Raw genomic sequence first — 12,353 nt, forward strand, 5'->3', positions numbered from 1 at the left:
TGAAAGGGTGCTGAAGAAGCTTTTGGAGGCAGACCAGCTGGGGCTGCGCCTGGAGTGGGTGGGCGGCCTCCCCTTGTGGGAGGCCCAGCCCACCTACCGCCACCAGAAGGCCGTGGACCGCATCCGGGCCAGCATCCGCCCCCAGGAAGGGTCGGGGTGCCCCTGCATCCACGTGGCCGATGTGTACATCCGCTTCCCCGATGGCTCCTACAAGCGGCCAGACATCGCCCTCTTCTGCCAGGAACCCCAGGAGCTGGACGAGGCCATCACCCTCCTGCCCGAGGCCGTGGTGGAGGTGGTAAGCCAGGGGTACGAGGCCAAGGACCTGGAGATCTCCCCCCGGTTTTACCTGACCCAGGGGGTGAAGGACGTGGTGGTCTTTGACCCCCATACCCTCCTGGTCCTCCACCTGCGCCAAGACCGGGCCTGGCGGGGGGTTTCCCCCGCGGAGCTCTCCCTCCTTTGCGGCTGCACCCTCACGGTCTAGGACCAGAGTTCCTCCAGACGCCCCACGCCCTCCGCCCGCAGAAGGCCGAGGAGGTCCAAAAGCACCCGGCGGGGAAAGAGGGGGCCCCCGTAGACGAAGCCCGTGTACACCTGGACCAGCCGGGCCCCCCGGCGAAGCCGCTCCCAGATGTCCCTGGCCCCCTCTATCCCCCCCACGCTCACCAGGGTCAGGCCGGGAACCTGGGCCAGGTGGCCGAGCACCTCCAAGGCCCTGGCCTTGAGGGGCCTTCCCGAAAGCCCCCCGGCCTCCTTGGCCCAGGGGCTTCGGAGGCCCTCGCGGCTTAGGGTGGTGTTCACCGCCACCAGGCCCTCCAGGCGGTGCTTCAAGGCCAAGGCCACCACCTGGTCCAGGGCCGGGGCCGGGAGGTCCGGGGCCACCTTGAGGAGGAGGGGCTTGGCCGTGGCGGGGCGCAGGCGAAAGAGGAGCTCATCCAAAAAGGGGGCTTCCTGCAGGGTCCTAAGCCCCGGGGTGTTGGGGGAACTGACGTTCAGGACCAAGTAGTCGCCATAGGGCTCCAAAAGGCGCAAGGCCAAGAGGTAGTCCTCCGCTGCCCTTTCCAAGGGGGTGTCCCGCCCCTTGCCCAGGTTCACACCCACGGGGAAGGGAAGGCCCCGCTCCCGGAAGCGCCTTAGGCGCTCCGCCGCCCGGGAAGCCCCCTCGTTGTTGAAGCCCATGCGGTTGATGAGGGCCCGGTCCTCCAGGAGGCGGAAGAGCCGGGGCCTGGGGTTTCCCCCCTGGGGATTGGGGGTGAGGGTACCCACCTCGGCGAAGCCAAAGCCCAGGGCCCACCAGGCGGCCAGGGCCTTGGCGTCCTTGTCCATCCCCGCCGCCAGGCCCAAGGGGTTGGGAAAGGTGAGGCCTAGGGCCCTTACCCGAAGCCTAGGGTCCTCCACGCGGAGAAGCCGGGCCGGGACCTCCAGGAGGGGTCCCCGGCCCGACCACCAGGCCAGAGCCTTGAGGACAAGCTCGTGGGCATACTCGGGATCCAGGGCAAAGAAAAGGCGGTGCATCCTTCCCATGCTATCCCCAGATGGGGTAGCATGCCCCCATGCGCCGCTTCGGGATGCTGGCCCTAGGGGTAACCCTCCTCGCCGCCTGCTCCTTCAACCTCACCGTTCCCTTGCCCGAGCAAAGGGTCCAGGTACCCTTGGCCGACAGCCAGGGTCGGGTGGTCTACCCCGCCCAAACCCTCTCCTTTCCCCCGCCAGGGGGGGTGGTGCGGAGGGCGGAGGTGCGGGGCACCCTCGAGGCTGACCAAGCCCTCAACGCCACCCTCGCCCTTTACGTCCGCCTCCAAGACCCAGGGGAGGACCCTAACTGCCTGGCCCTACGGGACCTAAATGGCGCCCCCTTGGGGTACGCCTGCCCCGTGGGCTCCGGGGACGAGAAGGTCGGGGAGGCAAGTTTTGCCGCCTCCAAGACCGCCCCCCTTGGCCTCCGGGGCGAGCAGCTCACCCAAGGGGTGCAGAGGGGGAAGCTCTGGCTAGGCCTTCAGGTCCAGGGTTTACCCTCGGGCCTCGTGGAGCTCCGCTTCAAGGACCTGAAGGCCATTCTGACCCTGGGCCTTTAGGCTTCTTTGTGCCCCAACTGCCAAGGGGGGGCGGGGGAAGCCGCTATGATAGGGTTTAGATGAAGGACGCTTTGCGCCTAGAACTCCCCGTTCTTCCCCTGCGGAACACCGTCATCCTCCCCCACACCACCACCGGGGTGGACGTGGGCCGCCCCAAGAGCAAGCGGGCGGTGGAGGAGGCCTTGAACGCCGACCGCTACCTGATCCTGGTGGCCCAGAAGGACCCCGAGGTGGACGATCCCGCCCCCGAAGACCTCCACGGGGTGGGCACCCTGGCCGTGGTCAAGCAGGCCATGCGCCTCCCCGACGGCACCCTCCAGGTGATGGTGGAGGCGAGAAACCGGGTGCGCCTTTCCGGCTACGTGGCGGCCCCTTACCTGCGGGCCCTGGGCGAGGTGCTGCCCGAGCCTCCCCTCGAGGACCCCAGCCTGGCCCGGGTGCTGGTGGGCGAGGTTCAGGAGGCTTTTGAGCGCTACCTGCAGAACCACAAAACCCTGCGCCTGGACCGCTACCAGCAGGAGGCGGTGAAAAGCACCCTGGACCCTGCGGTCCTGGCCGACCTGGTGGCCCACTACGCCACCTGGGGCCTCGAGGAGAAGCAAGACCTCCTGGAAACCCCCAGCGTGGAGGAACGGCTCAAGAAGGTCTTGGCCCTCCTCCTGCGCGACCTGGAGCGCTTTGACCTGGACAAGAAGATCGCCGCCCGGGTCAAGGAGCAGATGGACCAAAACCAGCGGGAGTACTACCTCCGGGAGCAGATGAAGGCCATCCAGAAGGAGCTCGGGGGCGGTGAGGACTTCCTCACGGAGATGGAGGAGCTCCGCGAGCGCATTGAGCAAAGGGGTCTCCCCCAGGGGGTGAAGGAAAAGGCCCTGAAGGAGCTCAAGCGCCTGGAGCGCATGCAGCCCGGTTCCCCCGAGGCCACCGTAAGCCGCACCTACCTGGACTGGCTCCTGGAGGTCCCCTGGACCGAGGCCGACCCCGAGGTCCTGGACATCGGCATCACCCGCCGGGTCCTGGACGAGGACCATTACGGCCTTAAGGACGTGAAGGAGCGCATCCTGGAGTACCTGGCGGTGCGCCAGCTCACCCAGGGGAAGGAGGTCAAGGGCCACGCCCCCATCCTCTGCTTCGTGGGCCCCCCAGGGGTGGGCAAGACCTCCTTGGGCAAGAGCATCGCCCGCAGCATGAACCGCAAGTTCCACCGCATCTCCTTAGGGGGGGTGCGGGACGAGGCGGAGATCCGGGGCCACCGGCGCACCTACATCGGGGCCCTGCCCGGCAAGATCATCCAGGGGATGCGGCAGGTGGGGGTGGTGAACCCGGTCTTCCTCCTGGACGAGATCGATAAGCTCTCCTCTGACTGGCGGGGGGACCCGGCCTCGGCCCTCTTGGAGGTCCTGGACCCCGAGCAGAACCACACCTTCACCGACCACTACCTGGACGTCCCCTACGACCTCTCCAAGGTCTTCTTCATCACCACCGCCAACACCCTAAGCACCATCCCCAGGCCCCTTCTGGATCGGATGGAGGTCATTGAGATCCCCGGATACACCCTGCCGGAGAAAAGGGCCATCGCCCGCCACTTCCGCTGGCCCTTCCAGGTGAGGGAGGCCGGGCTGGAAGGCCGCCTGGAGCTCACCGACCGGGCCATAGACCGCATCATCCAGGAGTACACCCGGGAAGCCGGGGTGCGGAACCTGGACCGGGAGCTCTCCAAAGTGGCCCGCAAGGCGGCCAAGGACTTCCTGGAAAGGCCCTGGGAGGGCGTGCGGGTGGTGGACGCCCAGGACCTCGAGGCCTACCTGGGGGTACCCAAGTACCGCCCTGACCGGGCGGAAAAGGCCCCCCAGGTGGGGGCAGCCCAGGGCCTGGCCTGGACCCCTTACGGGGGAGCCCTCCTCACCATCGAGGCCGTGGCCGTGCCCGGGACGGGCAAGGTCAACCTCACCGGCAACCTGGGGGAGGTCATGAAGGAGTCGGCCCACGCCGCCCTCACCTACCTCCGGGCCCACCGGGAGGCGTGGGGCCTGCCCGAGGGCTTCCACAAGGACCTTGACCTCCACATCCACGTGCCCGAAGGGGCCACCCCCAAGGACGGCCCCTCGGCGGGGATCACCATGGCCACCGCCCTGGCCAGCGCCCTCACCGGGAGGCCGGTGCGCATGGACATCGCCATGACCGGGGAGATCACCCTAAGGGGCAAGGTCCTGCCCATCGGCGGGGTCAAGGAAAAGCTCCTGGCCGCCCACCAGGCGGGCATCTTCCGCGTGGTCCTGCCCAAGGAAAACGAGCCCGAGCTCAAGGAGGTCCCGGAGGAGATCCTCAAGGACCTGGAGATCACCTTCGTGGAGGAGGTGGGGGAGGTCCTAAGGCTCCTCCTCCTGCCCCCCGCCCCGCCCCCCTTAGCCCCCACCGACCGGCCCCAGCCGGGGGCGGGGGCCTAGGGCAGCTCCTCCTTGCGGTTGGCGTTGAGGAAAACCTGTTGGCCAAAACGGGCCACCACCTCCTCGGCCGGGATGCAGGTGGCCCCCAGGGTTTCCATCACCCGCCTCAGGAGGAAATCCCCCTGCCGTATCTGGGCCTCCACCTGGGGCAGGCAGTCCTTGTGGTAGAGGGCCATGAGGGGCTCGAGGTGCCCTTCGGGGTTCCGGGCCACCACCACGGGGTAGGGGGAGGAACGGGCCCTCTCGTAGAGGAAATCCCAGTAGTCCCGGGTGAGGAAGGGGAGGTCCGTGGCCGCCACCGCCACCCAGGGGAAGCGGGCGTGGACCAGGGCGGCGTGGAGGCCGGAAAGGCTATCTGCCCCGGGGAGGAGGTCGGGGTAGACGGGAACCCCAAAGGCCTCGTAAGGGCGGTTGGCCACGATGAAGCGCTCCCCGGCCCCGGCCAGGCTCTCCAACACCCAGGCCAAAAGGGGCTTTCCCCGGTAGGGGTAAAGGGCCTTGTCCTCGCCAAACCGCCGGGAAAGCCCCCCGGCCAACACCGCCCCTGCGTACATGCCCCTTAGCCTAAGGCTTCCGCCAACCGCCCCGCCAGGAGGGGGGCGTAGAGGAAGCCCGTGGAGCCGAAGCCCGTGAGGGCGAAGCCGCCCTCCACGGCAAAAAGGTGGGGCGGGGCCAGGCGGAAGCGCACCCCCCGCCAGGCTGAGGCCACCTGGGGGCGGTAGCCCACCAGGGCCTCGGCCCCTGCCAGGAGCCACTCCACCTCCCCTTCCGTGGGGGGAGGGGCGTGGTGCGCCTCCTCATGGGGCAGGTAGCTTCCCCCCAGGGCGTTTCCCGCCAGGTAGACCCGGTAGCTGATGGCCCGGGGAAAGTAGTCCAAAAGGGTCAGGACCAGACCCGGGACATGCCTTCCCCAAAGGCCCAGCAGGTGGGCCCCGCGCCCGCCCCCGGCGTAGACCAAGACCCCGCCCCGCACCCTCCCGCCCCCCTCCAGGCGGAGGTAGGGGGGCTCCCAGGCCAGGACCTGGGCCCACACAAGGGGCACCCCCTGGGCCAAACGCTCCAGGAGGGGCCTGGGCTCCAGCCAAAAGGCCTCCTCCAGGAGAAGCCCCCCCTCCTCCCAGCGGTGCTTGAGGCCGCCAAGCCTTGAGGCCACCCCCGAACGCTCCCCCTCGGGCACGGGACGGTAGACCCCGAGGTGCAGGGGAACGAAGCGGGAGTAGAAGGCCAGGGCGGCCTCGAGGGCCCTCTCCCCCTCTGGGGCCAGGGTGAAGCGCCGCCCCCTCAGGGGGTTGACCAGGGCCACGGGGGGGCGGCTCGCCTCCCCCAGGCCTTGGGCCACCACCAAGACCTGGTGGCCCCGGTCCCTCAGGCGCTGGGCCAGGGAAAGCCCGGCCACCCCGGCCCCCAGGACCACCACCTCCGCTTCCCGCACGGCTAGAAGCGGTACCCCTCCCCCTCCCTCCGGCAAAGCCCCCGCCCCGCCAGGGCCTCCAAAACCTCCCGGGCCTCTGCCTCGGGCAGGTAGGGGGCCAGGTCCTCTGGGCGCAACACCCCACCCCGCCGCCAGGCCTCCTTCATGGCCAGGCGCTCCAGGGCCGCCCGGGAAGGCCCCCTACCCAGCACCCCCCCTTGCCAGCGCCCCACCCCCAGGTAGGCCCCCACGGCCAGGAGGAAGGCCAGGGCCAAGCCCCAAGGGGCGAAGCGGGAAGCCGCCCAGAGGAGGAGGAAAAGGGCCAAGGCCGCCGACAGGGGAAGGAGGGCCCGCATCCTCACCCCCTAGGCCACGGGCAGGGGGATAGGGGCGGGGGCTTCCGCCCCCACCACCTCGCCGAAGAGAAGGTGGGGGGTAGCCTGCTTGACCTCCACCCGGTACAGGCCGGGCATGGGGGCCTGGTGGGCGGGGAGGAGGACGGGGTGGTTCCCCCGGTCGTGCCCCTGCACGTACCCTTCCTCCTTGGCCGCCCCCCGGACCAGGACCTCCACGGTCTTCCCCACCCACGCCAGGTTGCGGCGGTAGCTCCACTCCTTCTGCTTCTCAATGAGGCGCTGTAGCCGTTCCACCTTCACCTCCCGGGGCAGGTCCTGGAAGTGCTTGTAGGCGGGGGTCCCAGGCCGGGGGGAGTAGATGAACATGTAGGCCTGGTCGTACCCCACCTCGTCGTAGAGGGAAAGGGTTTCCTGGAAGTCCTCCTCGGTTTCCCCGGGGAAGCCCACGATGATGTCGGTCGAGAGGACAACGTCGGGCAGGGCCTCGCGGATCCTATGGATGCGTTCCAGGTAATGGGCCCGGCGGTACTCCCGGGCCATGCGCTTCAGGACCCGGTCCGAGCCTGACTGCACCGGCAGGTGGATGTACCGGGTGATGGCCGGGGTTTCGGCAATGGCCTGGATGATGTCGTCGGTGAAGTTCACCGGGTGGCTGGTGAGGAAGCGCACCCGGGGGATGCCCATCCCCCCCACCATCCGCAGGAGCTCGGCGAAGCTGGGGAAGCCGGGCTGGTCCTTGCCGTAGGAGTTCACGTTCTGGCCCAGGAGGGTGATCTCCACGACCCCGGCGGCCTTGAGGGCCTCGATCTCCTTGAGGATCAGGTCCGGGTGCCGGGAGACCTCCGGACCCCGGGTGGTGGGCACGATGCAGTAGGTGCAGTGGTGGTTGCACCCCCGGATAATGGTCACGTGGGCGGAAAGGGCCCCCTTGGGAGGGGGGGGAATATAGTCCAGGACATCCTCCCGGAAGGTCAGGTCCCAGAAGCGCTCGTGGGCCTTCAAGGCCTCGGGCAAGGAGGTGAGGGCCCCTGGGCCCAGGAGGATATCCACCCCGAACTTGCGGGCCATCTGCTGCCCCTCATCCAGCTGGGCCAGGCAGCCCATCAGGCCCACCAGGAGGCCCCGGCGTTCCTTCTCCTTGCGCAGCTGGCCCAGGAGGGAGCGGACCTTCTCCACGGGCTTGCCCCGCACGGCGCAGGTGTTCACCAGGACGAAGTCCGCCTCCTCCACGCTCTCCACCAGCTCCCACCCCAGGCTCACCAGCTCGCTGGCCACCAGGTGGGAGTCGTACTCGTTCATCTGGCATCCGTAGGTGATGATGTGCGCGCGCATACGCCTCCAGGGGCGGCCGGGGGGATCCCGGGCCCCGTGCCCTTCAGTGTAGCAGGCCAAGGGGGAAGGCCCCAGCCCTCAGGGGGTTGGGGCCTTCCCGACACTGGTGGCGGCGGTGGGACTCGAACCCACGACACCACGATTATGAGTCGTGTGCTCTGACCACCTGAGCTACGCCGCCAAGGGGCCAGGCATTCCCATCTTAGGGGAGGGCCCCCTCTGGGTCAAGGCTCAAAGCCGATGTGCTCCATGAAGTCCGGCAGGATTTCCTCGGCGAAGAGGTCCAGGAAGGCCCGCACCGCCCCCAGGCTAACCCCGCCCGTGAGGTCCAGGTCCGCCTCCACCCAGGCTGCCCCCGAGGGGTCCAGGTAAGCCCGGCTAAGGCGGCGCTCCCGGTTCCAGGCGTTGAGGGTCTCCAGGTCGGGTGGCGCCTCCAAGGTAAAGCCCGCACCCAAGGTGAGGACCCCGCAGCGATCTTCCTGGCAGAAGTCCAGGGAAAGCCAGACCTTCTTGAGCCCGGCCATCTCCAGGCGAAACTCCCGCGGGCCCGTTTTCTCGTAGGGGATCTGGGCCTCCTGGAGAAGGCCCTCCGCTTCCTTCGGGGTCAGGCCCCGGACCACGCTCTGCCCCAGGGCCAGCCCCAAGGCCAACCATACCGCCAGAAATAGCCGCACGGGCCTCTCCTTTCCGTCCCCAAGTACAAGTAGAGTCTACACGATCCCCTGCTCGCGAAGAAGCCTACCCTGGCGGAAGCGCTCCGGGCGGAAGGGGGATAGGTCTAGGCTCTTAGCCCCCCCTAGGGCCACCTCCTCGGCCATGAGCCGGCCCACCATGGCCGCCTGCTGCACCCCGTGCCCCGAGAAACCCGCCGCCACCCAAAGCCCCTCCTCCACCGGGCCCAGGAGGGGGTTGTGGTCTGGGGTCACCTCGTAGTAACCCCACCAGCTGGCCCTCCGGTCCAGGGCCAGGCCCCCCAGAAAGGGGAAGCGGGCGAGGCCGGCCTCGAGGACCTGCTCCAGCCAGGTCCAGTCCATCCCCTCGCGGAACCCGGGGGGCTCCCCGGGGTTGGACCTGCCCAAAAGGACCCTCTCCCCTTCCGAGCGCAGGTAGAACCCCGTGGAGAGGTCAATCGTAAGGGGGAAGGCGTGGGGAAAAGGGGCAGGGGCCGTGGCGAAAAGCATGCGCCGCACCGGCCAGACCGGGAGCTCCAGGCCGAGCCGCCTCCCCACCTCCCCTGTCCAGGCCCCGGTGCAGAGGAGAAGGTAGGGGGCCTCGTACCGCCCCTTGGGGGTCTCCACCCACCACACCCCCCCCTCCCGCCGGGCCCCAAGGAGGGGTTCGGCGAAGCGCACCTCGGCCCCAAGCCGCACCGCCTGCCGCAGGTAGTAGGCCGTGGCCCCGTGGGGGTCCATCACCCCGTCCAGGGGGCCAAAGGTGGCGTAGGCCAGGCCCTCTTCCCGGAAGGGAACCAGGTCCTTGGCCTCGGCAAGGGAGAGCTTCCGCACCGGCACCCCTAGGGAGCGCTGGGTCCTTAGGGCCTCCTCCTGGGCCTCTGCCAAGGCCTCCGGCACCAGGAAGAGGTAGCCGATGGGGCGGTAGGCGGCCTCGGGGATCTCCCGGTACTCCAGGATGGAGCGGTAGGAGAGGAGGATGTTTAGGGGCTCGGAAAACTGCACCCTCACCCCCCCGGCGCTCCGCCCCGTGGAGCCCTGGGCGAAGGTGGCTTCCTTTTCCAGGACCAAAACCCTAAGCCCCCTTTCCGCCAAGCGGAAGGCGCAGGCCGCCCCCACGATCCCCGCCCCCACCACCAGGACATCCATGGGTTCCAGTGTAGTGTAGACTCGGGACGAAGGGCAGCAAGCCCCCAGGAGGTGGAGGATGTCCCTGATCACCACCCAAAGCGGAAAGAAGGTTTACCTCACCCCAGAAGGGAAGAAGCTCATCACCGTGATCCCTGGGGACGGCATCGGCCCCGAGTGCGTGGAGGCCACGCTCAAGATCCTCGAGGCGGCCAAAGCCCCCCTGGCCTACGAGGTGAGGGAAGCAGGGGCCGCGGTGTTCAAGCAAGGCCTGGAGTCCGGGGTGCCGCCGGAAACCATTGAGTCGGTGCGCAAGACCCGGGTGGTCCTGAAAGGGCCCCTGGAAACCCCCGTGGGTTACGGGGAAAAGAGCGCCAACGTCACCCTACGCAAGCTCTTTGAAACCTACGCCAACGTACGCCCGGTGCGGGAGTTCCCCAACGTCCCCACCCCCTACTCGGGCCGGGGGATTGACCTGGTGGTGGTGCGGGAAAACGTGGAGGACCTCTACGCCGCCATCGAGCACATGCAGACCCCCGGGGTGGCCCAGACCCTGAAGCTCGTTTCCCGTAAGGGGGCGGAAAAGGTGATCCGCTTGGCCTTTGAGCTGGCCCGCGCCGAGGGGCGCAAGAAGGTCCACTGCGCCACCAAGTCCAACATCATGAAGCTCACCGAGGGGACGATGAAGCGGGTCTTTGAGGAGGTGGCCCAGGAGTACCCCGAGATCGAGGCCCACCACATCATCGTGGACAACGCCGCCCACCAGCTGGTGAAGCGGCCAGAGCAGTTTGAGGTGATCGTCACCACCAACATGAACGGGGACATCCTCTCCGACCTCACCTCGGGGCTCATCGGCGGCCTGGGCTTCGCCCCCTCGGCCAACATCGGCCACGAGGTGGCCATCTTTGAAGCGGTGCACGGCTCGGCGCCCAAGTACGCCGGGAAGAACGTCATCAACCCCACCGCCGTCCTCCTTTCCGCGGTGATGATGCTGCGCTACCTGGAGGAGTTCGCCGTGGCCGACCTCATTGAGAACGCCCTCCTCTACACCCTCGAGGAGGGCAAGGTCCTCACGGGAGACGTGGTGGGCTACGACCGCGGGGCCAAGACCACGGAGTACACCGCGGCCATTATCCACAACCTCGGCCAGCGGCCCAAGACGGCCACGGTACGGGACTACCGCCCCATCCGCCTCCCCCCCTACGCCCCGGACCCCGTGGCCGTGCGGCCCCAGAGCCGCCGGGTGGTGGGGGTGGACGTGTTCGTGGAAACCCACCTCTACCCCGAGGCCCTGGGCCCCCTGCTGGAGGAGGCGGTGGCCGGCCTGCCCTTCCGCCTCAAGATGATCTCCAACCGCGGCACCCAGGTCTACCCGCCCACGGGCGGCCTTACCGACCTGGTGGACCACTACCGCTGCCGCTTCCTCTACACCGGGGAAGGGGAGGCCACGGACAGGGAGGTGCTGGACCTGGTAGCCCGGGTGGGGAACCGGGTGCGCTGGATGCACCTAGAAAAGCTCCAGGAGTTTGACGGGGTCCCCGGCTTCACCAAGGCCCAAGGGGAGAACTAAGTCCCCTGCCATGGGATAAGGTAAGGGGGTAGCTAGCCCGCCCCGCGGGCTGGAAAAGCTACGGTTCAAAGGAGGTCACCATGGCCTACAGGCATATCCGGATACCCGAAGACGGCGAGCGGATCTCCATCCAGAAGGGAAGCCTCCAGGTACCCGACCGGCCCATCATCGGCTTCATCGAAGGGGACGGCACCGGCCCCGATATCTGGAGAGCGGCCAAGCCTGTCTTGGACGCCGCGGTGGCCAAAGCCTACGGGGGCAAGCGCGCCATCGCCTGGGCGGAGATCTACGCCGGGGAGAAGGCCAACCAGGTCTACGGGGAGCCCATCTGGCTTCCCGAGGAAACCCTGGACTTTATCCGGGAATACCTGGTGGCCCTCAAGGGCCCCCTCACCACCCCGGTGGGCGGGGGGATCCGCTCCATCAACGTGGCCCTGCGGCAGGAACTGGACCTCTACGCCTGCGTGCGCCCCGTGCGCTGGTTCCAAGGGGTACCCAGCCCGGTCAAGCACCCGGAGCTGGTCAACATGGTCATCTTCCGGGAAAACACCGAGGACATCTACGCCGGGATCGAGTGGCCCGCGGGGAGTGAGGAGGCCAAAAAGGTCCTGGACTTTCTCCGGCGGGAGTTCCCCAAGGCCTACGCCAAGATCCGCTTCCCGGAAACCTCCGGGCTGGGCATCAAACCCGTTTCCCGGGAAGGCACGGAACGCCTGGTGGCCGCGGCCATCGACTACGCTATCAAGGAGGACCTGCCCAGCGTCACCTTGGTGCACAAGGGCAACATCATGAAGTTCACCGAGGGGGCCTTCCGCGAGTGGGGCTACGCCCTGGCCCGGGAGAGGTACGGGGCCACCCCCTTGGACGGCGGCCCCTGGCATGTCCTGAAAAACCCCCGCACGGGCCGGGATATCGTCATCAAGGACATGATCGCCGACAACTTCCTGCAACAGATCCTCCTAAGGCCCGACGAGTACTCGGTGATCGCCACCTTGAACCTGAACGGGGACTACATCTCCGACGCCCTGGCCGCCCAGGTGGGGGGTATCGGCATCGCCCCTGGGGCCAACATCAACTACCTGACGGGCCACGCGGTCTTTGAGGCCACCCACGGCACCGCTCCCAAGTACGCCGGCCAGGACAAGGTGAACCCCTCCAGCGTCATCCTCTCCGGGGAGATGATGCTCCGCTATCTGGGCTGGAACGAGGCCGCCGACCTCATCCTCCAGGCCATGGAGCGCACCATCGCCAAGGGGCTGGTGACCTACGATTTCCACCGCCTCCTGGTGGCCGAGGGCAAGCCCGCCACCCTGCTCAAGACCAGCGAGTTCGGCCAGGCCCTGATCCAGCACATGTAGGG

At 68.2% G+C, this 12,353-nt stretch carries 12 protein-coding genes and 1 tRNA gene; 5 read left to right on the top strand and 8 right to left on the bottom strand.

The window, feature by feature from the left end; translation table 11 throughout:
• Positions 1-7 precede the first annotated feature (7 nt).
• A complete protein-coding gene (locus TCCBUS3UF1_RS08060; RefSeq protein WP_014516025.1) occupies positions 8-487 on the top strand; it encodes a Uma2 family endonuclease in 480 nt (159 codons plus the stop codon).
• On the opposite strand, the gene TCCBUS3UF1_RS08065 is transcribed toward TCCBUS3UF1_RS08060, so the two are convergent.
• A complete protein-coding gene (locus tag TCCBUS3UF1_RS08065) occupies positions 484-1,518 on the bottom strand; it encodes a quinone-dependent dihydroorotate dehydrogenase (RefSeq protein WP_041433836.1) in 1,035 nt (344 codons plus the stop codon). The genes TCCBUS3UF1_RS08060 and TCCBUS3UF1_RS08065 overlap by 4 nt on opposite strands.
• Before the next feature lie 38 nt (positions 1,519-1,556).
• Between TCCBUS3UF1_RS08065 and TCCBUS3UF1_RS08070 the strand changes: the two genes are divergently transcribed.
• On the top strand, positions 1,557-2,078 hold the full coding sequence (locus TCCBUS3UF1_RS08070) for a hypothetical protein (protein ID WP_014516027.1): 522 nt from the start codon (positions 1,557-1,559) through the stop codon (positions 2,076-2,078).
• A gap of 59 nt (positions 2,079-2,137) precedes the next feature.
• Positions 2,138-4,525 (top strand): endopeptidase La, encoded by a 2,388-nt coding sequence (gene lon, locus TCCBUS3UF1_RS08075; RefSeq protein WP_014516028.1) that lies wholly within the window; start codon positions 2,138-2,140, stop codon positions 4,523-4,525.
• On the opposite strand, the gene TCCBUS3UF1_RS08080 is transcribed toward lon, so the two are convergent.
• The 7 genes from TCCBUS3UF1_RS08080 to TCCBUS3UF1_RS08110 form a co-directional block, all read right to left on the bottom strand.
• On the bottom strand, positions 4,522-5,079 hold the full coding sequence (locus tag TCCBUS3UF1_RS08080) for a molybdenum cofactor guanylyltransferase (RefSeq protein WP_014516029.1): 558 nt from the start codon (positions 5,077-5,079) through the stop codon (positions 4,522-4,524). The genes lon and TCCBUS3UF1_RS08080 overlap by 4 nt on opposite strands.
• A gap of 5 nt (positions 5,080-5,084) precedes the next feature.
• Complete coding sequence (locus TCCBUS3UF1_RS08085; RefSeq protein ID WP_014516030.1) at positions 5,085-5,957, bottom strand: FAD-dependent oxidoreductase; 873 nt, start codon at positions 5,955-5,957, stop codon at positions 5,085-5,087.
• A 2-nt stretch (positions 5,958-5,959) separates the two neighbouring features.
• Positions 5,960-6,292: a hypothetical protein gene (locus TCCBUS3UF1_RS08090; RefSeq protein ID WP_014516031.1), complete on the bottom strand. Its 333-nt coding sequence runs from the start codon at positions 6,290-6,292 to the stop codon at positions 5,960-5,962.
• Between the two features lie 9 nt (positions 6,293-6,301).
• On the bottom strand, positions 6,302-7,624 hold the full coding sequence (miaB, locus tag TCCBUS3UF1_RS08095; protein ID WP_014516032.1) for a tRNA (N6-isopentenyl adenosine(37)-C2)-methylthiotransferase MiaB: 1,323 nt from the start codon (positions 7,622-7,624) through the stop codon (positions 6,302-6,304).
• A 104-nt stretch (positions 7,625-7,728) separates the two neighbouring features.
• A tRNA-Met gene (locus TCCBUS3UF1_RS08100) sits at positions 7,729-7,805 on the bottom strand.
• Positions 7,806-7,848: 43 nt separating this feature from the next.
• The gene (locus TCCBUS3UF1_RS08105) at positions 7,849-8,298 is read right to left on the bottom strand and encodes a YbjN domain-containing protein (protein ID WP_014516033.1); all 450 of its coding nucleotides are present in this window, start codon (positions 8,296-8,298) and stop codon (positions 7,849-7,851) included.
• Between the two features lie 36 nt (positions 8,299-8,334).
• Positions 8,335-9,444 (bottom strand): FAD-binding oxidoreductase, encoded by a 1,110-nt coding sequence (locus tag TCCBUS3UF1_RS08110; protein WP_014516034.1) that lies wholly within the window; start codon positions 9,442-9,444, stop codon positions 8,335-8,337.
• Positions 9,445-9,502: 58 nt separating this feature from the next.
• Here TCCBUS3UF1_RS08110 and TCCBUS3UF1_RS08115 point away from each other — a divergent pair, with 58 nt between their 5' ends.
• Positions 9,503-10,993 (top strand): NADP-dependent isocitrate dehydrogenase, encoded by a 1,491-nt coding sequence (locus TCCBUS3UF1_RS08115; protein ID WP_014516035.1) that lies wholly within the window; start codon positions 9,503-9,505, stop codon positions 10,991-10,993.
• A gap of 80 nt (positions 10,994-11,073) precedes the next feature.
• The gene (gene icd / locus TCCBUS3UF1_RS08120) at positions 11,074-12,351 is read left to right on the top strand and encodes an NADP-dependent isocitrate dehydrogenase (RefSeq protein WP_014516036.1); all 1,278 of its coding nucleotides are present in this window, start codon (positions 11,074-11,076) and stop codon (positions 12,349-12,351) included.
• The last annotated feature ends 2 nt before the right edge of the window (positions 12,352-12,353 follow it).

It is taken from the genome of Thermus sp. CCB_US3_UF1 (assembly GCF_000236585.1).
In the GTDB taxonomy this organism is placed as follows: Bacteria; Deinococcota; Deinococci; order Deinococcales; family Thermaceae; genus Thermus.